This window comes from Paenibacillus sp. CMM36, from assembly GCF_053570945.1.
Genome location: NZ_JBSEDY010000019.1, coordinates 1 through 24,599, shown reverse-complemented (window position 1 = coordinate 24,599; position 24,599 = coordinate 1). Strand labels below are relative to the sequence as shown.

General features: G+C 40.2%; 15 protein-coding genes, 11 tRNA genes and 1 rRNA gene. 2 read left to right on the top strand and 25 right to left on the bottom strand.

Annotated elements, in window-relative coordinates; all coding sequences use genetic code 11:
* Nucleotides 1–40 precede the first annotated feature (40 nt).
* Nucleotides 41–1,450, top strand: coding sequence for a hypothetical protein (locus ACWA2B_RS24850; protein ID WP_449292724.1), 1,410 nt, complete (start codon nucleotides 41–43; stop codon nucleotides 1,448–1,450).
* Nucleotides 1,451–1,539: 89 nt separating this feature from the next.
* Here ACWA2B_RS24850 and ACWA2B_RS24845 read toward each other — a convergent pair whose 3' ends face one another.
* Entirely contained in the window at nucleotides 1,540–2,397 is an 858-nt protein-coding gene (locus tag ACWA2B_RS24845) for an HNH endonuclease (RefSeq protein ID WP_016818735.1), read from the bottom strand.
* Between the two features lie 1,131 nt (nucleotides 2,398–3,528).
* Between ACWA2B_RS24845 and ACWA2B_RS24840 the strand changes: the two genes are divergently transcribed.
* Nucleotides 3,529–3,861: a hypothetical protein gene (locus tag ACWA2B_RS24840; protein WP_016818737.1), complete on the top strand. Its 333-nt coding sequence runs from the start codon at nucleotides 3,529–3,531 to the stop codon at nucleotides 3,859–3,861.
* A 90-nt stretch (nucleotides 3,862–3,951) separates the two neighbouring features.
* Here the strand turns inward: ACWA2B_RS24840 and ACWA2B_RS24835 are convergent, their stop codons facing one another.
* The 24 genes from ACWA2B_RS24835 to rrf all read right to left on the bottom strand — a co-directional run bounded on the left by ACWA2B_RS24835 (nucleotide 3,952) and on the right by rrf (nucleotide 24,599).
* Nucleotides 3,952–5,355: a TnsD family Tn7-like transposition protein gene (locus tag ACWA2B_RS24835; RefSeq protein WP_449292723.1), complete on the bottom strand. Its 1,404-nt coding sequence runs from the start codon at nucleotides 5,353–5,355 to the stop codon at nucleotides 3,952–3,954.
* A 421-nt stretch (nucleotides 5,356–5,776) separates the two neighbouring features.
* Complete coding sequence (locus ACWA2B_RS24830; RefSeq protein ID WP_449292722.1) at nucleotides 5,777–6,940, bottom strand: TnsD family Tn7-like transposition protein; 1,164 nt, start codon at nucleotides 6,938–6,940, stop codon at nucleotides 5,777–5,779.
* Nucleotides 6,941–7,009: 69 nt separating this feature from the next.
* The gene (locus ACWA2B_RS24825; protein ID WP_449292721.1) at nucleotides 7,010–8,731 is read right to left on the bottom strand and encodes an AAA family ATPase; all 1,722 of its coding nucleotides are present in this window, start codon (nucleotides 8,729–8,731) and stop codon (nucleotides 7,010–7,012) included.
* Nucleotides 8,715–10,910 carry a Mu transposase C-terminal domain-containing protein gene (locus ACWA2B_RS24820; protein WP_449292720.1) on the bottom strand — a complete coding sequence of 732 codons (2,196 nt, stop codon included), beginning with the start codon at nucleotides 10,908–10,910 and terminating at the stop codon, nucleotides 8,715–8,717. The genes ACWA2B_RS24825 and ACWA2B_RS24820 overlap by 17 nt, the downstream gene beginning before the upstream one ends.
* Nucleotides 10,911–10,921: 11 nt before the next feature.
* Nucleotides 10,922–11,764, bottom strand: coding sequence for a TnsA endonuclease C-terminal domain-containing protein (locus tag ACWA2B_RS24815; protein ID WP_449292719.1), 843 nt, complete (start codon nucleotides 11,762–11,764; stop codon nucleotides 10,922–10,924).
* A 285-nt stretch (nucleotides 11,765–12,049) separates the two neighbouring features.
* The gene (gene glmS, locus ACWA2B_RS24810) at nucleotides 12,050–13,882 is read right to left on the bottom strand and encodes a glutamine--fructose-6-phosphate transaminase (isomerizing) (RefSeq protein ID WP_029516807.1); all 1,833 of its coding nucleotides are present in this window, start codon (nucleotides 13,880–13,882) and stop codon (nucleotides 12,050–12,052) included.
* A 632-nt stretch (nucleotides 13,883–14,514) separates the two neighbouring features.
* A complete protein-coding gene (gene glmM / locus ACWA2B_RS24805) occupies nucleotides 14,515–15,855 on the bottom strand; it encodes a phosphoglucosamine mutase (RefSeq protein WP_029516808.1) in 1,341 nt (446 codons plus the stop codon).
* Between the two features lie 60 nt (nucleotides 15,856–15,915).
* Nucleotides 15,916–17,385 carry a CdaR family protein gene (locus ACWA2B_RS24800; RefSeq protein WP_069011563.1) on the bottom strand — a complete coding sequence of 490 codons (1,470 nt, stop codon included), beginning with the start codon at nucleotides 17,383–17,385 and terminating at the stop codon, nucleotides 15,916–15,918.
* Nucleotides 17,382–18,215 carry a diadenylate cyclase CdaA gene (gene cdaA / locus ACWA2B_RS24795; protein ID WP_013312127.1) on the bottom strand — a complete coding sequence of 278 codons (834 nt, stop codon included), beginning with the start codon at nucleotides 18,213–18,215 and terminating at the stop codon, nucleotides 17,382–17,384. Before cdaA ends, ACWA2B_RS24800 begins: the two co-directional genes overlap by 4 nt.
* Nucleotides 18,216–18,436: 221 nt before the next feature.
* Entirely contained in the window at nucleotides 18,437–19,060 is a 624-nt protein-coding gene (locus ACWA2B_RS24790) for an anti-sigma factor (protein WP_069011562.1), read from the bottom strand.
* A 150-nt stretch (nucleotides 19,061–19,210) separates the two neighbouring features.
* On the bottom strand, nucleotides 19,211–19,777 hold the full coding sequence (gene sigW, locus ACWA2B_RS24785) for an RNA polymerase sigma factor SigW (protein ID WP_016818747.1): 567 nt from the start codon (nucleotides 19,775–19,777) through the stop codon (nucleotides 19,211–19,213).
* Between the two features lie 191 nt (nucleotides 19,778–19,968).
* Entirely contained in the window at nucleotides 19,969–22,761 is a 2,793-nt protein-coding gene (gene ppc / locus ACWA2B_RS24780) for a phosphoenolpyruvate carboxylase (RefSeq protein WP_029516811.1), read from the bottom strand.
* Nucleotides 22,762–23,499: 738 nt separating this feature from the next.
* Nucleotides 23,500–23,570: transfer RNA gene (locus ACWA2B_RS24775), tRNA-Gly, on the bottom strand.
* A gap of 9 nt (nucleotides 23,571–23,579) precedes the next feature.
* Nucleotides 23,580–23,653: transfer RNA gene (locus ACWA2B_RS24770), tRNA-Pro, on the bottom strand.
* A 20-nt stretch (nucleotides 23,654–23,673) separates the two neighbouring features.
* A tRNA-Arg gene (locus ACWA2B_RS24765) sits at nucleotides 23,674–23,750 on the bottom strand.
* Nucleotides 23,751–23,755: 5 nt separating this feature from the next.
* Nucleotides 23,756–23,830: transfer RNA gene (locus tag ACWA2B_RS24760), tRNA-Gly, on the bottom strand.
* A 10-nt stretch (nucleotides 23,831–23,840) separates the two neighbouring features.
* Nucleotides 23,841–23,921, bottom strand: a tRNA-Leu gene (locus tag ACWA2B_RS24755).
* A gap of 11 nt (nucleotides 23,922–23,932) precedes the next feature.
* Nucleotides 23,933–24,008 (bottom strand) — tRNA-Lys (locus ACWA2B_RS24750).
* A 4-nt stretch (nucleotides 24,009–24,012) separates the two neighbouring features.
* Nucleotides 24,013–24,087: transfer RNA gene (locus ACWA2B_RS24745), tRNA-Gln, on the bottom strand.
* Nucleotides 24,088–24,142: 55 nt separating this feature from the next.
* Nucleotides 24,143–24,218: transfer RNA gene (locus ACWA2B_RS24740), tRNA-Val, on the bottom strand.
* A gap of 11 nt (nucleotides 24,219–24,229) precedes the next feature.
* Nucleotides 24,230–24,301: transfer RNA gene (locus ACWA2B_RS24735), tRNA-Glu, on the bottom strand.
* Nucleotides 24,302–24,312: 11 nt separating this feature from the next.
* Nucleotides 24,313–24,385: transfer RNA gene (locus tag ACWA2B_RS24730), tRNA-Thr, on the bottom strand.
* Between the two features lie 3 nt (nucleotides 24,386–24,388).
* A tRNA-Asn gene (locus ACWA2B_RS24725) sits at nucleotides 24,389–24,464 on the bottom strand.
* A gap of 19 nt (nucleotides 24,465–24,483) precedes the next feature.
* Nucleotides 24,484–24,599 (bottom strand): 5S ribosomal RNA (gene rrf, locus ACWA2B_RS24720).

The window sequence follows — 24,599 nt, the reverse complement described above, 5'->3', positions numbered from 1 at the left end:
AATAATAAGATTAAACTTTAGTAGTAAGGGGTTACGAGTCATGTTATGCGAAAGAGGAAAACATAATTACAAGACTACTACTGTATGGGAACCCATTAAACTTGAGGATCAATTTTACGTCCAACATAAAATCAGGATTCAAGAGTGCAAGTATTGTGGACTCAAACGGACTGCTACTCTTCCTGAACGTATTCGGTATGGCGCCTCTAAAATGCCTCAATCTTTGGGAAGTGCAAAAGAAGGAGAAATGCTGGAGCTGACTCGCTCCTTGCTACTAGATCTATTCAAATCTAAAACACATAAGAGATGGGAAGCATGGAAATCAAAATGGCTGTTGGAGTATGATTATCAATTATTTAATGAAGCTGTCGATTCATTATTTAGTTGGGGATTACTCGTGAAACAGGAGAAAAAATTACAGAATCGAATCCAAACCTGGGAACCAACCTACGTTTTTGCTAATCTTGAATCTTTTCACCTTGATATTGCCCGTTTACTTCATGTGGAGCCATATTTCAATAACGATGAAATGGAATTACTTCTCATAAACTGTAAGAAACTCAAACCCATCTCAACACAAACACAACAAATAAAATCAGTTATGTATGAACAGCTTAACAGAAATAAAAGTCATCCTCGTTCCTTACGAATGATACAAATACTTTTTGCCCTTTATGATCTTACTGAAAAGAAAAAAACAATGAGCTGGAAAATGTTCTCTCAACGATATTTTAAATCCACAAAAGCTCTTCAAGAAAACGACAAGCAACGATTACAAAAACTTCTAGGAAAAAAGCTTTCTGAATTTGGAATTTTCTCAAACAAAACACGGATTTGGTTCTCAGGAGATTTTGCGTGGGAATTAAATGGTTATATAAATTACGGACTAGGTTTTTTAGGTAGTCTATCCTTGCCCCGTAATATGACAAATAAAATGAATATTGTTTATTGGAATTCTCCATATCTGCTTATCATCGAAAACAAAGATTTATTCGATACTTTAATTGATAGCCAATGGCTTAACACTCAAAAATGGGCAGTTCTTTATGGTAAAGGATTTGTCTCTTCTGAAGAAATAGAACTCATTAGCCGCGCTTCAATTCACAATTTAAAAACAATTACAATATGGCCTGACTTTGATCCATTTGGTTTATCTATCGCAATGAATTTAAAAAAGAAACTAACGGAAAAAGACGTAAACATTCCCGTACATCTCTTTGGTTTTTCTCAAGATTGGGGAGAGCATCTGCCTGTAAAAAGTAATTTGTCTCATGAAGATCTTGAAGAAATTCAACGACTTATGAACTCCCCTCTTCCATCGCCTTGCCTTCAAGCTCTCCAGTGGATGAAAAATACGAAACAAAAGGCAGAACAGGAATTATATTTTGATCTATTGGATGAATTCAATGTTGATACCCTTCTTAGTCAAGAAATTATCCAATTACTTTGAATATAGAAAGCCTAGTATGTTAAGCGGGGTATGAATTAATGCTAATAGCAAAAATGAATTGCAAACATAAAACCTTTAAAATATAAAATCTACTTTGTCACAAGTTGACTCATTAAATACATATTACGTTTAGTAAGAAATTGAATATCGTTTTGCAAGTCCAGTATGTGTATTTTTTTGTGACAATTGGGACACAGTGCAATAGTATTTTCGATAGTGTCTTCTCCGCAGCGAGACAGCCATTGGATATGATGCGCCTCAAGATAAGGAACTCCATCTTTATCTGTGAAAGGAGCATCCTCTAAGCAAAGCTGACATTTACCCGACGCCAATCTTTTTGCAAGCAGGGCCACATACAAATTACGCGTGAACACATCAAAAGTTACTCCACGCACTCTGGAAATATGCAGTGCTCTTTTTGAAAGTTGATACAAGTGCTCTGTGCTTATATTAGCAAGCCTAGCTTCCATATTAAAATCGGGCTTAATTACTTCACAAAGTTTCTTCCATTTTTGCAAAATTAGATAAGCTGAATCTTTATCACCAGCATTATCTAAGTGCCCCTTACCTAGAAAAATCCCCTTCCCGCGGGCTTCTTGAAAAAAATACTCTGCTTGTTTTCTATTTTCGGATACTATTATCAGTTGAATATATAGCCTAGAAAAAGCAGCTTCTGGCCTGACTTTTCTAAAGTGTTTTACCTTAAATCCCTCTAATTTCTTATGTAAATCTAAACATTCATCCACTGAAAAAGCAAAATAAGTCATCTGTTCAAGCATCCTTTTGGTCGTTTTTTTACCTAAACGTGAGAATTCGCCGACTAACCATTTTGCTTCTTGATAACTGTTTATTTTCTGTAGAAGATAAATAAAATCCCTTACGCTTGGTCTAATTCCCCTCTCCCCATCCATCCATTGTAAGTAATCTGTTATAATGGGATCTTTCATCGCATAATCTCCATTTCATTATACTAAGTAATTATTGAAAAGAAAAAAATTTCCTCTTTCAACAAATACTAATATTTTATCGCGTCACAAACTCACTCTGTTACTACAGCTTTTGAATATAAACTACAAATTTTATCATTCTTGCTACTTAGGCCTCTTTGTTTTACTTTTTGAACATAATGATCTATTCAATGAAAATTCACTGTGTTATTATTTTTCAGTCTATTATTGTTTCAACATCTTCATGTGATTTTGCATAATAAGTCTCTGCACACCACTTAATTTGAGGTTCTCTATTCTTCTCATAAATTTTAATTAGTTGGTTTAAAACAAAGATCTCTTGAACAATATTTTCACAAAAAAAGTTAAGCTGCCGATTATAAAAATTAATATCCTTTTGAAAAGGATGGCGATGCTTTTGATTCCTCTCATATACATCAAGAAGCTGAATATGTAAATTATATATTTCTTTATAATTAATCTTAATCTCCCCCTTCTTATTTTCATAATCAGTATACCCATATAGTGAACGAAATAGACATATTGATATCCTTCTATATTTCTCAGAAATTAATCAACAAAATGAAATAACTGATGTGTACCTTTTTGCCCCAAATTAACAAATACAGTCTATAACAGGCCTGTTGATTAGAGGCCCAGCGAAGTCGAGTTTTGCAGACCATCAAGGTGGTCGAACAACGCGCAATAACGCTTTGGATCAAGCTAAATGCCGGGCTCCTCACGATTACTGGTCCAGAAGTCCATTGAAAAGAGCTTTAAATAGCGCAAAAGGAGCTCCCGCTACCTTTCCAGGAAAAGTGGAATAGTGCACGGAACGTAGACCGCTTCAGTTAGCGCCATCAGCACCAAGACAATAGCCTCTTCATTGCTCGAAAGCCATCTGAGCCCAGTAACGAAGTAACTCAATATTTCTTGCTGGTACTAGCCTTCTGTTGAACAATTCCAGAAGTTATATGCCGACTTGAATAACCAATATTAATAAGGATAGAATTATGAAAAGTATCCTGCCTAACTAACAATAACTCTGACTAATATTCAATTAAAATTGACAACGGACCTTATATGAAAGTATGGTTACACTCAAGAAAATTTCTAAAGGGAGAGAACATTTTGTATTATTCTATTTCTAAGGACTCCAAGTACTATGTAACTGTAACAGATGGAATTATGGATGTTCCACTTATGGAACTCCCCTCTAAAGAACTTGCTGATGAAGTAGCATATCAACTGCAGTTGGCTTGGAATGAAGGAAATTCATGGGGAAGAACTGAAATGAGGCGTCAACTCGACCCCGAAGGTTTCGGTAAGGAGACTGCCGAGCGCCTACAAAAATTTAAAACCATGAATGAAATGGACAAGAAAAATTACAGTGATCAAATCATAAAGCAATACAAAACTAAACAACAACAGATTAGAAGACAAATATCTCGCTGGAATAAATAAAGTTTTTATTGACTATAAAATATTTTTAGCTTCTATAATGGTTTAGTTGGCTTAAGTTTGAAGGCAACTCTAGCTAATGTTCAGCTGATATCATATTTCCGATTGTTTTACCTGTTTTTGGATCTCTTCCTTGATTAATTCTTCATACTTTAATTCAAAAGCTTTTCTTAAACCAGCAGCTCTTTTCACTTCCCATGGTAAAACAGTAGGTTGTCTTTCTAGCAATCGCTTTACCGTCCTCCGAATCCTTCTTATTTGGAATTGCTCTAAAGATTCAACTGACTCATTAAGCGCTTTACTTGTCAAAGGCAACTTATGAATGGCTCTAACTAAAAGGGACTGCATTCTCAGTTGCCTCCCAATCTCCGTCTTCGTTACACGGATCAACCTAGGTCCAGTATTTTTAATCTCTTCAGCTATTAGTGCTATTTTAGAAGCTATTGCTTTATCTCTTTTTTCCCAATCAATCCTTAAAAGCTTAGGTTTTAGTTGTGCAGAGGTATTAGTTGGTTTAATAATTTTTTTGTATTGATTTCTTACATTTACATTTTTTTGTTTTCCATGCGTAAGGCTAGCTGCCAACGAGGAAACATTTTCCTTAAGAAACCCTAAAACGAGAATATGCCTCATTGGATGACAAGTCACTCTTGGAAACCGCAGTAGTTTATGTAGCCAAGTATCTTCAATTCCAGGAGCAATATAGCTATCTACTCTAAGCAAAAATTCCTTACCGTAAAAGTAAGTGAATCGACTAATTAGATCCATCCACCTAACTCTTCCTGCAGTTGTTACTATATCCAACTCTTGAAGTTTATCTATGTAATATTTTCTTATACTTTCAAGGCCTAATACTCTAGACTTCATATTTAAAAGATCATGAGATTGCTGTGCCAAAAACAATTCTTTTGCAGAACACTTTCTTTCATCTTTATTAATTGTTCCTAAAGATTTGATGTAATTATTCAGTGTTATCATTTCAAATTTATGTCTTTGGTTGAGTTTTACACTAGACTCAATTAAAAAGCACTCATGCTTATAACATGCAACCACACCTTCAGCTTGATGCGATCTATGCCAATACGACTCTCCATATTTCATTGAATCTGCGTGTGCACAAATCGGGCAATACTTTAATAATCCCCCTTTCTTTATTCCACTTGCCGCAATACCTAAAGACATGTATATTGAAGCGCCTCTTTCATGAGTCATAATATTTTTGATTTTTATAATTCTCTCATAAGGCACAGATAGTTCATAGTACGGTAGAAATGTATGATTATCAATTATTTCATCCGGCATCAACTTATGAGCCAACGGGAGTCTTTCGCAGAAAGCCTTTAAATTAGCAGGAAACAGTACTGTCGAACACACATTCGGTGACCCAAACATATCTAACATTGAAGCTCTAGGATTTATATTTCCAGAAATCCAATGATAACGTGCCATAGCACTATAAAGAATCTCATCCTCAAATACAAAAGGGAAAAAAATCATAATCTCACTCCCGTGAATTTTGCTCTCTTAACATTATAATTATTTCCCCTAATATTATGTTTATTCAATTTGTTTAATTACATACGCAAAAGCCCCTTCTCTTTTAGATATTTCAAAAGATAATGTTACAGCATCTCCCTCTGGTATTATAAGCGGATGTAGTTAAGCTTTAAACTGGCCTGATGTCAATTGCGTGATGACTTTGTTAATTATTTTTTCATAGTGACGAAGGATACTTCGAATAAGAAATTTTTTCGAATTTTTCAATAAGTTCGAGTCCGGTAGATTACGCCATTTTCTTTTGTAATAACTACTCCTAGAGTGATTAATTACCTAAAGCATTTTTGCGTTCAACGATCATCTTGAGTCCTATTAATCTCATGCTAATCCAAAGTTTATTAGTGACGGCTGGTTATTTAAATCAACCTTTTTTAATTCTTATTCTGTAAGATGTAGGACTTCCCTCAATAACGGTATTATAACCACAGGTTATACACAGGAATTCCATGTGATAAATACCTCTACGACCATTAACCAAATGACGTTTACATATTGATATAAGCGGCACCTCATAATTTTCACAATTAGGATTTCCACATTTCCATGGGCCTGTCCCAAATGGAATATCTAGAGATATGGGAATCTTTCTTGAAATAAAATCTTTAAATGAATCACACAAAAATCTAACTAAGAGGAGATAAAAATCCATGTATTTCACCATTATTTCTCTATCTAGAAATCTACTTTTGAAGTAAACATTATCTAACTCTTTATTTTTAAGCAATAATCCAAACTTCGAATTAATAAAATCTGAAATAAGCTTTTTTTTCTGAATTTCACCTTTCATTGTTATGTACCCTTTTTCAAACAAATGTTCCTTAAATCGAAATATAATATCATCAATTGTAATGTAATGATGATTTTCTCTTAAATAAAGAAGATCATGTAATAATGAAATTTCAAATTTATACTCAGTCCCCATATTCTTTTGATATTCGATAGGGATGGTATGCCCATTTCGGCACATAGGTCTTTTTAACAATATACCTGTTTTTTCATTGGTAAGATTAGTATTGCAGATTGGACATTTGGAAATAAGACGCGCAGAATGTCTATCACAAGTAACTAAAAACGATAATTGGTGCTCTCTATGAACATAGATTTCTCCAAATGTATGTATATCATCATAAATACAAGCAGGGCAGTATTTAACAACAGAGGATAAAATGGAACGTGTTGATGCATATATTTGCCCTTTATGTTTATTGGTTTGCCCCTCTAACAAACCATATTTAAATAGTTGATAATTTTGTTTATGGCGAGTGGGTGTAATGAAGGCTTTAAATAGCCCATACCATGTATGTTTATATAAAAAATACTCAAGAGTAAAATTGTTATTAATGGGTAGTTTATCAATAAGATGCCCTATTCCCCTAGGAAAGGGAATAAGTGCGCAAGAATTAATTCCAAATATCTGATAACGAGTTTCCTTATATGTTGCGTTCCCAGAGCGTACATGGTATCGATACAAAATACTTCTTAAATCTTCGTCAGGGAACATCTCAGGAAAACTGATTAGTTTCATAATTTTTACACTCACCTCAATGCTGGAGTTTTCAAAACATTAAGAACATTATAATTTTATTAACTTAAGTCATTTTATATATGAAAGAATTTCGTCGGCTTCCCTTATATATCCCTTTTCTTCAAGGGCTTCTTCTGTAGTTAGTTCCTTCTTATGTCCTATTTGAACAACAAAACGAATGTCATCTTCGCTCATATCAGGGCTAACTTTCTTAGTCCTTAATTTCTTTGGGAGTTCTGACGCTATTTTTATCTTCTTCGCAACTTTTTCTGATTTCTCTCCTTGTAAAGCTAATTCTGCTATTTGTACAAACATACCAGTAAGATCCCCCATTCCTTTACTTGCATCGTAAACTCGGTATGCAAGCTCTTCTGCCGTCGAGGGGGATTGGACCAATACGATCGCAAACTCAGTCAACTTTTTCAAAACTTCCGTTTTATCCTTTCGCTGAAGAATACGAGCATGCTCTTCTGCAATACTTCCATGTACTTGAATTCGGTGACTTACCTCGCTAATATAGCCGTTGAGAGGAACCCAATCAGGTTTAATGTCCTCAAGATCTTTATAAGCTTCAGGATCACCAGAGCGAATTCGAACAAATATGGGTTGCACCAGCCTTAGACTTCGCTCTGCTACTTCTTTAATACATGTTATACTTATTTGTTCATCGCCACCCATCACAATACATTTTGATTGACAATGAATGAATAATTTAACTGTTATGTCTGGTATACCCAAGGAGTAATAGTACATAGCTTTTTTCAACTTTGGAGTCAATTCCGTGTACTTTTTGGTATATTGAATATCCCATAAGTTTTCAATAAATTCATTCCACTCCCAGCTATCTTCCAGCATATATCCTGATATACTCTCTGAATAACCACTCGGAATTCCTCTACGTGTGTTTGCAAGAGAATCTTTAAAAAGATATAAAGCTTTAAACGAACCCATAAGAATCGTAGGAATGCCAATCGTGTTTACTAGTTGTGTAATGAAATCAATCATATTATCTTTACCACCAGAATAGGCGCTTTGTATCTTTTGAATCTCATCGATAATTAAAACACCTAAATTTATTTGTGCTGCTACTTTAATCATATTGAGTACAAGTTTATCAATTTTTCCTGGTTTCTCACCAAACTTCTCATAGAAATTTGTTCCTAATAGTTTGTCCACTTCCATGTAAAATACTTTGCAAAATGTACCAACCGATTTGTTATATGGACACTCTACTTTTATCCAAACTACTTGAGTAAGTGGGATATTCCTCCCATCATACTCACTGTGATGAATAACTTGCGGAAAAAGCTGTGTCAACATACGTTCATAAAGTTGTGATTTTCCAAAACCATTAATCGCGATTTCTACATGACTCTGTGCTGTTTGTATATTCCCAGCTAAATTTGCTCCATTCTCATCAACCCCTGCTTTGAAAATCTCGTCCCAACCTATTGAAAATTGTCGATTATACATCGCATGGAGAGGGTTTCGTGATTGATATCCAATTTTAATCATTGTGTAGAGATTAAGATACTTCTCAAAATGCGTTGGCAAAGGCAACCAGAAATCGGGTCTAATTTGTTGGACAAATTCCAAGCGATCTTCACTACTTAAGTTATTGTATTTTTTATCTCGTGGTGGAGAAGAAGAAAGGACATCAATAAAAGTTTCTAAATCTGTTCTATCAGGTAGTGCTTCAATAAAAGGATTACCCATATTCTTGGGATTGATTTGCTCATTGTACTTGGCTAAAACGTGAGTTCCTTTCAATCCATCAATCTTGTTGTTCATCCGATTCATCCTTCCTTCTTCTTTCGCTACTTTTTCTTGAAAACAGCGTTTGAACATCGTTAATACGTTGTGAAATGAAGTATTTTTCTTCCCTTTCCTCCGATGAGAGAAAGTCAATTACATTAGAAGCTTCATTTTTTAAAACTTCCTTATCTAATTTATTCTCTGACTTAGTCAGTGCGTTTTTAGCTCCCCATACTTTTCCATCTACAGTTCTAACTTCACGCTTATTTTGCTTACGGGAGTAGAAGCTTTTATTTTGCGTATTCTCTGCTGTAGTTTTCTTTGCTACTTTGTTTAGCTCTTCAGTAAATGCATGAAACTCAGCTCGATGCTGCTTTTCTACTTTTTCCTGTTCTTTAATTTGGTTATCACGATATTCCATAATTATCTTTACTTCATTAAAATGTAAATTTTCATATTTCTTTGATTTTCCAGTTAAAAAACACTCAATAAGCCCTTTTTTATTTTTAACAAATATATTGTTACAATTCCTGGGATCAAAAGTAACTTCGATATTTTTATTTCCAATTGCAGCCACAGTTTCTCCCTCAAACCATCTCTCTTTAATCCCAAGCTCACAAGTATAGAACAAATTATTAAACTCAATTCCGAATCGGGATACCTTTGCTTGCCCTCGTGGTAGTAAATTATAGCGTAGCTCATCTCTTGTTTTTTCATGCAATAAGCGTTTATTTTTCGACCAGTTCCATACTTTCAATGGGGTCAGCTCCACTTGGTCAGTAAACATTTCTTTTGATGGTAAATAATCTTTACTTAAAGCACTCTTATTATATGTCATAAAGTAAATTATTAAGAATTTATTAAACTCTTCAATGGTCAGTGCTGAATCTAGAGCAGGATCGCGATCTCCCCTTACCATCTGCCTTGCCTCTGTTGAACCCGGGAGTAATTGACGTATCGTTTGGTTAGTGATATGAAAAGTTGATTCTATAAACGGTTTTAAATCCCCTCGATATGAAGGAGCATTTAAGACATCCACATTCAAGTTTACGAATCTCTCGGATAATTGTGACTTTAACTCTCCACGATCTCCTACTAGATTTTTAGGTAAGTAATGACAGGGCCAGTCTTCCTCCGTAATATGAATACCAAACCGTGCACAATTTTCAACCTTGCTCGTTCCAGCATGCTCTACAGCCACCATAGATTCAAACCAAGACTCTGAAGACAAGCTTACATGATAACCAGCAACAAACCTACTAAATACATCCATTACTACATATAGCACTGGTTTTCCTAGAATCGTCTTACGGTCAAATGAAACCAGTAAAATATCAGCTCGAGTTGCATCTACTTCAAAAAGTGCGCCCACATAGTCAGCTTTTTCTGAGGCATTTCCCTTCATATGACGAACGTCCATGGTTGCTCGGCGTTTACCATACTTATTTGCATACCGATTAAAAGAGGTTGAATTATTTGTATACCAATATCTAAACTGCCGTAAGCTTGGAGATCTATCCACATCGACAATCGGAACCCTTACACCATGCTTTCTATAAAAACCTCTTTTATAGTATGTTTCACACATTCTTTCGTGTGTTGTCGTTAAATTCATTCCCTGGCGTATATGAAAAATACGTATAGCCGATTTGAAGTTTTGAATATCGGCCTCCGTGATCAGATATCTGTTGGAAGAGACGGGCCCAGGTTTCTTCTTGTAAACTCGTTGATTACCTGGAGCACCACAATCAAAATAATTATTTAGCAGACCATTTCTAGATTTTCCATAAAACCAATATTTTTTCAAGTAATTTCTTATAACTTTTTTTGATTTCCCTGAATTTAAATGAGCTTGATGGATAAGTTCTCCTCTTTTTTCTGAGATGAAAATTTCAGGCTCTTGAATCACGATATCCTTTATAATATTCCATATACGATCTCGATTTTGTTTGTATTTTTCTAAATAATCCTCATCAGGTGATAATAATCGCATATCAGTTTCTAATTCAGTAACTCTACACCTTTTCAATTCAATTTCCTGAATCAAACTTTTATATGAATTTATAAAGGGCAACTCCATTTTTCGATTATTCTCTATACTCATAACTACTACTTGATCTCCCTCTTCGTCTATCCACAACACACGAAGCAACTGCTCTGTTTCAAGATTCTCATCCAATCTCTCAATTACTGAATTTACAACAAACTGTATCATTAGTTTCCTCCTTATCGAATTGATTTGGTAAAGTTAGGTTTACTCTCTATTTCTGTTACGAGTAGGGGTTCACTTTCTTTAATGACTCGGCTGTGCATATCCATTGTCCACCATTTGTTCGCCAACATATGTTGCATGATAAACATACAAGTTCCTCTCTCAAGTGAATATTCTTTATCCGTACGAAGGCAAAGATTTGTGATAGAGGTTTGGCCTTTATCTTGAATAATAACTTCAAGTAACCCATCTGATATCAAAGTGGTTAATTCTTCGTTCACGCCTGGTCTTGTTTCCAAATACTTTGCTTCAGAGAGCCATTCGATATTTTTAACAAGAATTGATGGGATCTTGTTGTCAGTGATAATACACCAATCAATTCCTTGCTCAGCAAAATAAATTCTCTCGATTTCAAATAATTCTAATGTACGATCAGTTAACTTTTCACAAGGCTTTATAGTCCTAATGACGTCGAGTAGTCCCGATTTTGTTTTAATAGTAAGCCTAAAGTCGGTAGTCATAACTACTGGTGTACCATCAATATTTGCGTGTTTGATTCCAAGTTGTTCAGCAATTTCTATTGTCTTATCTATAGGTAATAAAGGCCATTGTTCTCGTATATCCACAACTTCATCCCACCATTCACAAAAATATAAATACTTTCGTTCATGCTCAGATAAAGTGTGATGAATTCGCCCCGTTTTCCATCCTTTGTGTCGAGTTAACCATCCCTCAGAAGCGATTTTATTATCGTGTGCTTGAATGAATGGAGTGTAGTCTGAACCGATTCCCTGCCCTCTCCCCTTTTTTATATAGTTTTCTTGTAACTTTGCTATCCTCATACTGCGACGAGTCATAACTTACACTTCCTTCCATTAATGAACGTTCATTTGAACGTTTCAGCTATAAAAACGCACAAATGGCTTCGTCCTTGTTGTTTTTAAGGACGAAGCCATTCAATTAGGTTGTTTATGCTTGTTCTAGTTGCTTATACCAAATTTATATCCATAAACCGATTAATTTAAACATATAGAAACCAACTTTATTGTAAAAGTACTAACTATAATGTAAAGAAACCAACTATAATGTCTAGGAACCAACTTTAATGTAACTGAACAATTAATTTAGAATTTTACTAAAGCTTATTCTACGGTAACGCTTTTCGCCAGGTTACGTGGTTTATCAACATCATGACCCAGCGCAAGAGAAGCGTAGTAAGCCAACAGTTGGAGAGATACAACCGAAATTGCAGCAGACAGAATTGGAAGTGTCTTCGGAATGGCAAATACCTGATCCACGGACTTCAACAACTCAACTGCGTGCTCTTCGTACGTAATCGCAAGAACATCTGCACCACGAGCCTTGACTTCCTTAATGTTGCTCACGGTTTTCTCCAACACGGATTCCTGTGTTACCAAAGCGATAACTGGAATTCCCTCTTCGATCAATGCCAGTGTACCGTGCTTCAGCTCACCCGCAGCATATGCCTCGGAATGAATGTAGGAGATTTCCTTGAGCTTCAGGGAGCCTTCCTGTACTACAGCATAGTCCTGACCGCGACCAATAAAGAACAGGTGCTTGTGGCTTGCAATTTGCTCAGCATAGGATTTGATCGCATCTGCTTTACCCAGCATCTCTTCCACTTGCTCTGGCAGAGATTCCATAGCAGCCAGCACATGGGCTACTTGCTCATCCGTTTGTGTGCCACGCACTTGAGCGAGATACAAACCAAACAGATAGAACGCAATCAACTGCGAAGAATAGGCTTTAGTCGAGGCTACGGCAATTTCCGGTCCTGCCAGTGTAACCAACACATCATCTGCATCACGAGCGATGGAGCTACCGACTACGTTTGTAATCGCCAGTACATGAGCGCCGTTTGCTTGTGCTTCACGCAGTGCTGCCAACGTGTCAGCAGTTTCACCGGATTGGCTCACCACGATCACCAATGTCTCTGGTGTTACGATAGGTGAACGATAACGATATTCGGAAGCCACATCATTCTCTACCGGTATACGAGCCAGACTTTCAATAACCGTACGGCCAATCAAACCTGCATTGTAAGCTGTACCACACGCAACAATTTGAATGTTGCGGATATTTTTAATTTGTTCTTCTGTCAGCTTCAGTTCAGGAAGAACAACTTTTTTAGTATCTTTATCGATACGGCCCAACATTGTGTCACGATAAGCCTTAGGCTGCTCGTGAATTTCTTTCAGCATGAAATGCTCATAGCCGCCTTTTTCCGCTGTTACAGCATCCCATTCGACATGAATCATTTCCCGAGAAATAAATTGGCCTTCGATTGTCATTAATTCGACAGCATCACTGGTCAAAACAGCCATTTCGCCATCGTTCAAAATAAATACATTGCGTGTATATTTCAGAATAGCCGGAATGTCGGAACCGATAAAGTTCTCGCCTTCTCCCACACCAATAACCAGCGGGCTAGCTTGACGAACAGCAACCAGCTTATTAGGCTCATGCTCTGTCAGCACACCCAGTGCAAAAGCACCGCGCATAAAGGTAATTGCTTTTTGTACTGCTTTAACGATATCCCCTTTATATTCACGCGCAACCAGATGGGAAATAACTTCGGTGTCCGTTTCGGAAATAAAGGTATGACCTTCGCTGATCAGCTGCTCCTTCAGCTCCAGATAATTCTCAATGATTCCGTTGTGAACTACAGAGAACTTTTGGCTCTCATCCAAATGTGGATGGGAGTTTTCATCAGAAGGCTTACCGTGCGTTGCCCAACGTGTATGTCCGATACCTGCATGGCCTACCAACGGCGTACCATCCAGTTTAGCTTCTAGATTCGCCAGACGACCTTTAGCCTTGGCTACTTGCAATCCTGAATCTGTAAACACGGCAATACCCGCAGAGTCATAACCGCGATACTCCAGCTTCTTCAATCCGTCAATCAATACCTCTTGCGTATTCTGATTACCAATATATCCTACAATGCCACACATATTCGTTATCCTCCCGATCATCATTTCACAAGACGACTCATCACAGGACTAACGTGTGCGGTAGATTGTGGAATAAAGTTCATTCATCTATGAAGTTGTCAATGATAACTATAGAATTTACAGGCATCTCTTCACGAATGTAACGAAATTCCCAAACCGCGCACGCCAATGATGATGGCCGCACATTCATGAAATGAATCTTATAATTTAGGTTATAAAATAATAAAGGCATCTACCGGTGCGTTGTGTAAACAGTTGCCTGTTCATTTTCCGCTGCCGGTTTACGGCTTGATGCTTCACCGGAAGGTCCCCGCCGAATGTTTCGAACACCTTCACCTCGTCAGCTTGTTTTGTCGTGAACCGATCTGCAAGCAACTTTATTTCAACTGAATCCGTTGCTTCTCCACCAAGTTCCCCCGCACAAAATCAAGCTCTGGCGCTTGTATTACGTTACCTTACAACCCTCGCTTTCTCTATCTGAGTCACAGCATCCCTATATTATATTCAGCTAAGTATCATTTGGCAATGACACTTTATTCATAATTACACCATGAAGGCAATAAATCGCTAGTAAATAACCGCAAACGCCGTTGCCTGCTTCTTTTTCACAGGCAACCGACGTTTACAAAATTTTAAACTAATTCTTTCTTCACGACATCTACGATCTGACCGACAAATTGCTCCAGCTCATCTTTATCCGGGCCTTCGGCCATCACACGAATGAGCGATTCTGTGCCTGAAGCACGAACCAGTACACGCCCATTATCGCCCAATTGTTGTTCCACCTGCTCAATTGCTTCTGCAATAGCAGGATTCCCCTCGTAATTGCGTTTGTCCTGCACACGCACATTTACGAGCACTTGCGGATACTGTTTCATGAGCGACTTTAGCTCACTCATTTTCTTGCCGGAAGCTTTCAAGGTATCTACCAGCTGAATCCCAGTCAGCATGCCATCGCCTGTCGTATTGTGATCCAGGAAAATAACATGACCAGACTGCTCACCGCCCAGATTAAATCCACCCCGACGCATTTCTTCCATCACATAACGGTCCCCGACCGCAGTTTTTGCAGTCTTGAGTGCCAGCTTTTCAGTAGCTTTATAAAAACCGATATTACTCATCACTGTCGATACAATAGTGCTGTCCTTGAGTTTTCCAGCGCGGTTCATTGCATCTCCGCAAATGCAGAGAATATAGTCGCCGTCTACCTCTTCCCCGTTCTCATCAATTGCGATCAGACGGTCGGCATCGCCGTCAAAGGCCAGACCAATATCCGCTTTCAAGCGGCGCACTTCCTCTTTCAGCTTTTCAGGATGAGTCGAGCCGCAATGATCATTGATGTTCAAACCGTTAGGCTCGGCACCGATGGTGTGCACCTCAGCTCCCAATTCTGCAAAAAGCTTCGGCGCCAGCTCATAAGCTGCTCCGTTTGCACAATCCAGTACAATTTTTATTCCTTCAAAAGAATGGCTAATTGTTGTTTTCAAGAACTCCAGATAATCGTAACGGGAATGCTCGTCTACAACAACCGTTCCCAATCCGCCGCCAATCGGACGAGGCAGTTGGTCTTCTTTTGCATCCATGAGCTCTTCAATTTTCAATTCCGTTTCGTCTGTCAATTTAAAACCGTCACCGCCAAAAAACTTAATGCCGTTATCTTCAACTGGATTGTGTGATGCTGAGATCATTACACCAGCGTCAGCTTTCAATTGACGTGTGAGATATGCCACCCCAGGCGTCGAAACAATACCTAGGCGAACCACATTAGCTCCAATGGACAGCAAACCGGCTACAAGAGCCGATTCCAGCATCAGACCGGATATCCGTGTATCCATACCAATAACAACTGTCGGTTTCTCTACATTACCTGCTAAAACATATCCGCCGCAGCGGCCAATGCTATATGCCAGTTCGGCTGTAAGTTCCTGATTAGCAACGCCTCGTACACCATCTGTACCAAAATATTTCCCCATGTAAAATGACTCCCTTTTTTTGTCTAATAAATCATGATTATTTACTACAGATAAAACATGTTATGGCTGACTGTTCTCCGGGGTTCCATTCGCAGAAGAATCTGCGCCGTTATGAGGATTTGTTTTATCCTCCGCAGCTGCGTTGTCCCCGGTCTTAACGTCAGAGTTTCCACTTTGATTGCCTTGCCCCTCCTGTGGCCTCTCCTGCCCCTTTTCGCCACTACCAGAGGGGTTTGATTCATTCTCACTATTCGGATTCGTTACAGCAGGCGTAGAAGGGATCTCAATGTTGATCGTTGCCTTTAGTTGGCCAGCATTTCCGGCTTGCGTAATATATTTAGGCAAGCCTACTTTCAGAGTAACCTCGTGTTGACCAGCCGCGAGGCCACTTACATCTGCCACCAAACTAATATCATCATTGGTTAAATTGTTTACCAGATCCTGCGGGCCCTTCACAGTAACATCCATCGTCTTGCCTGCGGGCGCTGTAACAGTCGCAGTCGCTCCATCTCCTGCACCTTGTAAAACGATTGGGATGCCTGACAGCGTCCGTTCCGTATCTGTGACTTCATTGGAAGGAACAACAGTCACCTGAATTTGTATGGACCCTGGCTCGATTTTATCAGAACCTGAGGGGGCTGCCAAATTAGCTTGAACTGTACGAGTCCCCGCTTCCGTAAATTGGCTTAAATCCAATGTAGCCGTGACGTAAGAGCTGAGGCTGCTCAATACATCCTGCGATGCATATACCGCCGCTTCCTTCACGTTTGCATTCACTTTAGAAAGCACCAGTCCGTCTGGCAACTCTCCGGAATAGACAATCTTAACAGGCACAGACTTCGCCTGCTGAGTTACCGGAATTTCAACGGACACAGTAGACGGCTCAATGACCGCTCCCGTAAGTTCCTGTCCCTTTTTATTATAAGCCTTCAGTTTTACACGCTTCTGTTCAAACTTTTCTGAGATGCCATCCGTATTAACAGCCCCCAGAACGGCAGTGACGGTACTCAACTGGCTTTTGGGCAAGGTGACCTTCACGGTCTGAGGAGCAATCACAGGCTTACCAAGCTGCAGTCCCGCATCTGGGTTTCCTTTAGGAACTATAGATACATTAAATGATTTCGTTTGTTTTTCCTCAATCGTCACTGTAACACGGTTAGGAGTCATAGATACCAACTCCACTCCATCCGGCAAGTCCGGTTCGAGTGACAATGTTTTAGTACCTGCTCCTAAGCCGTTTAAGTTTAGCTTTGCTTGATAATTATCCGCAAAAAAGGAAGTCAACACAGAACGCTGTCCTCTGACCTCCATCTTAACATGGTCAGTATCCATGGTTGACAATACATATTTTGAATCATCCAGACCACTGGCCTGAATGGCTACATTATCAATCACTTTATTATTATAAGAAACGGTCAGCGTAGATGAAGGTGTACCTGTATCTAGATGGACCATTCCCCACAGCAGGATAGCAACCGCAAGCGCCAATATCTTGGAAATCGTATTATTGTTAATCCATTTGTCCATCATGAATTTCCACGGCCTCCCCTCCGATTCCAGAATGAGCCGCGTTTTTCCTTCAAAGACGGTGTTGGCCGCAACTCCTCATACAGCTTGGAGATTAGGGATTCTTCCTTAATGTCGCGCACGACCTGTCCATTAATGGCCAAAGAAATTTGTCCTGTTTCCTCCGATACCACGACAGTTACGGCATCCGTTACCTCACTCACCCCAATCGCAGCCCGGTGACGGGTTCCCAGCTCTTTGCTAATGAACGGATTTTCCGATAATGGCAAATAACAGGCCGCAGAAGCAATCTGTTTATTTTGAATAATCACCGCACCATCATGCAGAGGTGTATTAGGAATGAAGATGTTAATTAGCAGTTCAGAACTGACTACAGCCTGTGTCTTGATACCAGACTCCGTATATTCGTTTAGCCCGGTCTCGCGCTCAAATACGACCAAAGCTCCTATTTTCCTACGTGATAAATAATTCAGCGCCTTAATCATTTCTCCGATTAACTTGTTAATCTCTTCATCATCCGCAGACGAACGCCCAAATAATTTGCCACGCCCCAATTGCTCCAGTGCACGACGCAACTCAGGCTGAAAAATAATAAAGATAGCCACCACACCAAAGGTGAACATCTGATTCATCAACCACTTGAGCGTATACAAATCAAACCAGGTGCTAACCGCCCAAATGACAACCAGAAATAGAATCCCTTTCAACAATTGAACTGCACGCGTTCCGCGAACAAGTAAAATAAGCTGATACATAATATAGGTTACGATCAAAATGTCGATAATATCTTTAATGGACTCTTTCCAAGTCAGGTCCGCAAAATAATCCAACATGCGCATGCCCCCGCAATTTTCTGTAGTGAGTGGGTGTAATATGTACACAGTGTGCTCTCTCTATCTAGGTTATAACGATCAGGCTCACGTTGCAAGCTGTGTGACAAAAGAACCGCCAAAATCAGTAAAATACAGTACAATTCGCCAGCTTCATATACAAAAAAACGCCTTTTCCAGCGGAAAGAGGCGCTCGATATCGTCCTTGCCATTTCAAGCTTCTTTTATGGAGAAGAAGGTCCCCCGAATAAATCAGTAACCTTGTACCAAATCCAATCCAAGGTTTGATCAATACTTTTAACCTGTCCTGCAATATGGGCGGTGGACGCTTGATAATAAGAACCATCAATTACAGTGACATTTCCTTCCACTTCACCGTATACACGGGCTTCACCATTTTGCACTGTTAAATCTCCGGCAATGGATTTCCCCTCAGGCACAATCACAGTATCGCCCTGAATAACAACTTGATCCAGATGACTTCCTTTGACTACCAATTGATGGTCCGTGCCAGAAAAGCTGGCCATGCTTGAGCATATAACAATAAGGAAGAAGGCGGCGGCTGTTACAGCGGGATGCCTTTTCACCCAGGTCAGCATAGGCACCGCAGTCTGTCTTTTATGCGGCGGCAAAGCATTCATAATGCGAAATGTCAGCTCATCCGATACACACGGCACTTGATGATAGCGTGTACCGTAAAGCATCGCATCCGTCCGCTCCAGCTCTTTAAAACGCATGCGGCATTCCGGGCAGTCTAACAAGTGCTGTTCCAACTCATGTTTGTCCTGCTCAGACAGGTCGCCATCTAGATAGTCATGCATAAAAGAGACGGCTTGTTTGCAATCCATATGAGCCAATCCTTTCTAATATTCTTCCGTGTTTCTCAACATAACATGCTCCGGCTTAGAAACTTTGCTCATCTTACATACGTTACAACGAGCATTATGTTTCATAAAAACATCTACGCAGACTCTTTTCCTAGAATCTATGCGCATGATCTATAGCTTGTGCTCCAGTTTTTTGCGCAGAAAATCCCGTCCCCTGTGTACTCTTGTCTTAATAGTGGTGACTGGGAGATTGAGCACATCGCTGATTTCCTGTAAGGAAAGCTCCTGCAAGTACCGTAAAACCATAATCGTTCTGTATTTATCCGGAAGGCTGTCGATGGCGTCATGAATCAAGGCCTGTGTTTCAGACAGAAGCGTGCTCCCCTCAGGGGTAAGCTCTTCACTGGCGAGCATGGCGTACCCATCGACACCTTCCTGATCATTCATTTCAGCATCAAGTGAGTATGTAGGTTTTCTCCTTCGCAGACGATCAATGCACAGATTTGTAGCAATTCGATAAATCCAAGTTGAGAATTTCTGTCCATGATCGTATTTTTCCAAATTACGATACACACGCAAAAAAGTTTCCTGCACCAGATCCTCCGCCTCATGGCGATTACCTAGCATCCGGTAGGAAAGATGAAAAATCCGATCTTTATATAACTCGACTAACTCCGCAAAAGCTCGCTGATCGCCTTTCTGTACCAGCCTTACCAAGCGGCTTTCCATATTATCCACTCTATACTCCCCCAGACTTGCTGATGGGTTACTTATTATATGTTTATGATTATTCATCGTAGTTTAATTTTATCCGGAAATCAACTGTAGTATTGTTAATAACTGCAAGCACGCCTGCCATCAATATACAAACAGCACAATCGGGCACCCCATGAGTACCCGATTGCCTGTATTCGTACAACCGTACTATATCAGCCCGTATTTCTCAAGCCTGCGGCAATTCCGTTAATCGTCAACAATACCTCACGTAGCATCTCCGTATCATCACCGTTCTGATCCCGCAGCTCACGTAGCTCACTTAGCAATTGAACCTGCAAGTAACTTAACGGATCGACATAAGGATTACGCAAGCGGATAGATTCCTGAATAACCGGCACGTCGTCCAAAATCTCGGATTGTCCGGTTATTTTCAAAATCAACTCAGATGTCAGCTTAAACTCCGCTGAAATCTGCCCGAAAATACGCTGCCGGGCCTCTTCATTATCCGACATCCCAGCGTACTCTTCTGCAATCAGTAAATCCGCTTTAGCGATTGCCATTTGCAGTGTATCAATAAGTGACCGGAAGAAAGCAGAGTCCCTAAACATCGTTTGCAGCACTTTAAGGTTATCCTCATTGTTTTGATAGAAGCTTTGCAAACCTGTTCCAGCCGCATACCATGCAGGTAACAAGTAACGGCTTTGTGTCCATGCAAAAACCCATGGAATGGCGCGCAAGTCCTCAAAACGTTCGCTGTTCTTACGCTTGGATGGACGAGATCCAATGTTGAGCTCGCCCACCTCAGGCAACGGTGTAGATTCTTTGAAGAAGTTGAAGAAATCTGGATCTCGGAAAATCAAATCCTGATACTTATCCAGTGATACTTGGGAAATGCGGGCGATAATCTCCTCCCAGCTCTCCTCAAACACTTCCTTCTTCCCGGAACGATGATATGCTACAGCCGTAATCAGCGCCGATGTTGCCTGCTCCAAGCTCCGGTACGCGATACCTCTGAGCGAGTATCGGGATGATAGTACTTCACCTTGCTCAGTAATCTTGATTCCGCCTCCAATCGTATGAGGAGGTTGAGCCAAAATACTGCGATTAAGTGGCATTCCTCCACGACCCAGCGCACCTCCACGACCGTGGAAAAACTTCACTTTTACGCCAAACTCATTAACTACTTCCGTAATGCTGTTCATAGCGACCCGAAGTTCCCAGTTCGCTGTAACCACACCGCCATCTTTATTGCTGTCCGAGTATCCCAGCATAATCTCCTGAAGCTGGTCCATCGCAGCCACAGATTGTCGATATACAGGCAAGTTCATCAATCTTCTCATAATATCAGGTGCAGCGTGCAGATCATCTATCGTTTCGAACAAAGGGACAGATTGCAGCGTACAGATAACAGTGCCATCCTTCTCGATGCGGAACAGGCCTACCTCTTTGGATAAGACCATAACCTCCAGTAAGTCACTAGCTCCCTGAGTCATACTGATCAAGTAGCTTGTAATGGACTGCTTGCCGAATTCCTCCTGAGCCAAATAAATCGTACGATATACATCAAGACATTCCTGTGTGCTATCGCTATATTTTAAATAAGGTGAAGTAATCGGACGAGGTTCATTCAGCAGCTTTTCCAGCAGATTAATTTTTTCTTCTTCTGACAGCTTACTGTAATCCGACACAATATTCATTTTAGAAAGAATTTCAGTCATCGCATTTTCATGTTCCTGACTATGCTGACGGACATCCAGCGTAGCTGTATGGAATCCAAACAACTCTACCTGGCGAATCATCTTTTGAATATACGTGTTTGCCACATAATCGGCAAAATGATGACGCAGACTGTGGTCAATAACATTTAGGTCTGCAATGAGCTCTTCCGCAGAATTGTAACGCTCATTGGTACCCTGTTTGCTTTCATCCAGGATGTTGTTCACTTTAGCAATCATATATGCCAGTTTAATGCGGTAAGGCTCTTTTTCGTTATGCCATACTTCCATCTTTTTAAGTGTAATGTGAGTACGGTCTTCTTCAATAGAAGCCAGCAGAGCATCGGAAACTCGCACAATGCTGGTGCTGAAACTCAAGTAACCCATGAGTTCCTTTAACGTGTGCTGATATTCTCTCAAAGCCAACTTGCGCTGCATACGTAACGTTTCCCAAGTCACATGAGATGTCACAGACGGATTGCCGTCCCGGTCTCCACCGATCCAGGAACCAAATCTCAGATAAGTGGGTATGTGCCATTTTTGTTCGGGATAATATTTGTCTAAACATCGTTCCAATTCTTGATATACATCTGGCAGTACATGAAACAAGGTCTCGTGAAAATAATACATTCCATTTCTTACTTCATCTAATACAGTTGGCTTGCGATCACGCAGCTCATCTGTCTGCCACAGCGTAATTACTTCGTTTAGCAGATTCTCCCGTACCTGTTCCCGCTCACGCAAGGTAAGCATCGGATTATCCAGCAGCATGACGTCCTCGGAAATGCGCTTATGGATATCAAGTATTACTCGTCGTGTCGCTTCTGTAGGATGTGCGGTCATGACCAGCTCCAAAGAGAGCTCATTCAGCAAGTTACTAACGTCCTCAGCGGAGAAGCCCCCTTGTTTAAGCTCCTGAACGGAACTTTCAATGGAACCAGGTTGAACATCTTCACCAGCCGAATGCTCATAATCCCGCTTACGACGAATACGATGGTTTTGCTCAGCGATATTCACCAACTGAAAATAAATCGCAAACGCGCGAATAACCTGGTGACGAATATCCGTATCCAGTCCGCTGACCATTTGTTTGAAATTCTCATACAACTCCGGCTGATACCCGGCACGTAACGATTTACTTGTCTCACGTATTTTCTCCACGATATCCAAAAGTTCGTTGCCACCCTGATGAACCAATACCTCACCAAGAATATTCCCTAGAAAACGAACGTCCCGCCGCAGCAGATTGTTGGATTGGTTTTTGTTAGCGGTTAACGTAAGCTCAGTCATGCTTTTCCCCCCATCTGATCTGTTCCACACCATATACAGTTGTAGAAAAGGTACGTATACACACGAAATTTGACACTTTCTTAACATCATACAATAAAACCGCATGAAAAGCTGCAAAATTTACAGTAAAAAATCATCTTTTTGAATTACTTCTTTCGAGAAAATATTGGATTCTTATGAATAAATATGAAATTAATAAATAGAAATTAATGTATACACTAGTGATGCGTGAAACATTATGCACAGTCTCTTATAAAGAGTGTGTTTTTAAAGGTACAAATTCATGCAACATGATGTGTATATGTTTATTATTTGTTGACAAAGTCAACTCCATTAGCCTTCTATCCACAAGGATATACACAAATCAGCCATTTTCTCAGTGTTCCTAAGGTATTTCCTCTTAAACACTCCGCTTTTTACCCACATAAATAAAGGGAAATGTGCACAACCCAAGAGCAACTGTTGAGTTATCACCATGAATTCGTACCATAATAGCTATAGGATTCCTACATTCAAAGGATTTGATCACGAAATTAGCCTTACTGCAGAAGAATGGGGTCGTTAGAGGAGGAAATTCGAGATCTAGGTGTCAAAAGTAACAAGAGCCTATGTACAATATACACAAGTCATCCCCAACTGTGCATGACAGGAGACATATTTGCATTGGCCTATATACATAGAAGTAAATGTAATGTGGACAAAATAAAAAGAAGCCTTTCGGCTTCTCGGTAATCGGTAAGCGGGTGATGGGAATCGAACCCACGCTATCAGCTTGGAAGGCTGAAGTTCTACCATTGAACTACACCCGCAAATTAGTATCGGGATGACACGATTTGAACATGCGACCCCCTGGTCCCAAACCAGGTGCTCTACCAAGCTGAGCTACATCCCGATATTATACTTTTTTAAATATGGCGCGCCCTGAGAGATTCGAACTCCCGGCCTTTTGATTCGTAGTCAAACGCTCTATCCAGCTGAGCTAAGGGCGCAAATATGGAGCGGACGACGGGAATCGAACCCGCGACCCTCGCCTTGGCAAGGCGATGCTCTACCGCTGAGCCACGTCCGCAAAAACAATATGCGCGTGGAGGGACTTGAACCCCCACGTCAAAGACGCTAGATCCTAAGTCTAGTGCGTCTGCCAATTCCGCCACACGCGCATGTAATACAATGGTGAGCCATGAAGGACTCGAACCTTCGACACCCTGATTAAAAGTCAGGTGCTCTACCAACTGAGCTAATGGCTCTTAATGGCTGGGGATATAGGATTTGAACCTATGCATGACGGAGTCAAAGTCCGTTGCCTTACCGCTTGGCTAATCCCCAATATGCATATGATTCACAATTCCCCAAGTATTCATCCAGGTAAGAGGATGAAAAATGGTGGAGGCTGAGGGGATCGAACCCCCGACCCTCTGCTTGTAAGGCAGATGCTCTCCCAGCTGAGCTAAGCCTCCATACTACCCTATGACCCGTAGGGGATTCGAACCCCTGTTACCTCCGTGAAAGGGAGGTGTCTTAACCCCTTGACCAACGGGCCATCCTATAACAAGCTCTCAACCGGGTTCGAACCGGTGACCTCATCCTTACCATGGATGCACTCTACCTGCTGAGCTATGAGAGCAAATGGCTCCCCGAACAGGACTCGAACCTGTGACAACTCGATTAACAGTCGAGTGCTCTACCAACTGAGCTATCAGGGAATAATAAGCATAAAGCTCTGCTTGGCGACGTCCTACTCTCCCAGGACCCTGCGGTCCAAGTACCATCGGCGCTGGAGGGCTTAACGGTCGTGTTCGGGATGGGTACGTGTGGAACCCCTCCGCTATCGCCACCAA

What these genes read in the sequence shown, in the direction of transcription:
- ACWA2B_RS24850 (WP_449292724.1), top strand. Translation starts at nt 41, where the DNA reads ATGTTATGCGAAAGAGGAAAACATAATTACAAGACTACTACTGTATGG.
- ACWA2B_RS24845 (WP_016818735.1), bottom strand. Translation starts at nt 2,397, where the DNA reads ATGAAAGATCCCATTATAACAGATTACTTACAATGGATGGATGGGGAG.
- ACWA2B_RS24835 (WP_449292723.1), bottom strand. Translation starts at nt 5,355, where the DNA reads ATGATTTTTTTCCCTTTTGTATTTGAGGATGAGATTCTTTATAGTGCT.
- ACWA2B_RS24830 (WP_449292722.1), bottom strand. Translation starts at nt 6,940, where the DNA reads ATGAAACTAATCAGTTTTCCTGAGATGTTCCCTGACGAAGATTTAAGA.
- ACWA2B_RS24825 (WP_449292721.1), bottom strand. Translation starts at nt 8,731, where the DNA reads ATGAACAACAAGATTGATGGATTGAAAGGAACTCACGTTTTAGCCAAG.
- ACWA2B_RS24820 (WP_449292720.1), bottom strand. Translation starts at nt 10,910, where the DNA reads ATGATACAGTTTGTTGTAAATTCAGTAATTGAGAGATTGGATGAGAAT.
- ACWA2B_RS24815 (WP_449292719.1), bottom strand. Translation starts at nt 11,764, where the DNA reads ATGACTCGTCGCAGTATGAGGATAGCAAAGTTACAAGAAAACTATATA.
- glmS (WP_029516807.1), bottom strand. Translation starts at nt 13,882, where the DNA reads ATGTGTGGCATTGTAGGATATATTGGTAATCAGAATACGCAAGAGGTA.
- glmM (WP_029516808.1), bottom strand. Translation starts at nt 15,855, where the DNA reads ATGGGGAAATATTTTGGTACAGATGGTGTACGAGGCGTTGCTAATCAG.
- ACWA2B_RS24800 (WP_069011563.1), bottom strand. Translation starts at nt 17,385, where the DNA reads ATGATGGACAAATGGATTAACAATAATACGATTTCCAAGATATTGGCG.
- cdaA (WP_013312127.1), bottom strand. Translation starts at nt 18,215, where the DNA reads ATGTTGGATTATTTTGCGGACCTGACTTGGAAAGAGTCCATTAAAGAT.
- ACWA2B_RS24790 (WP_069011562.1), bottom strand. Translation starts at nt 19,060, where the DNA reads ATGGATTGCAAACAAGCCGTCTCTTTTATGCATGACTATCTAGATGGC.
- ppc (WP_029516811.1), bottom strand. Translation starts at nt 22,761, where the DNA reads ATGACTGAGCTTACGTTAACCGCTAACAAAAACCAATCCAACAATCTG.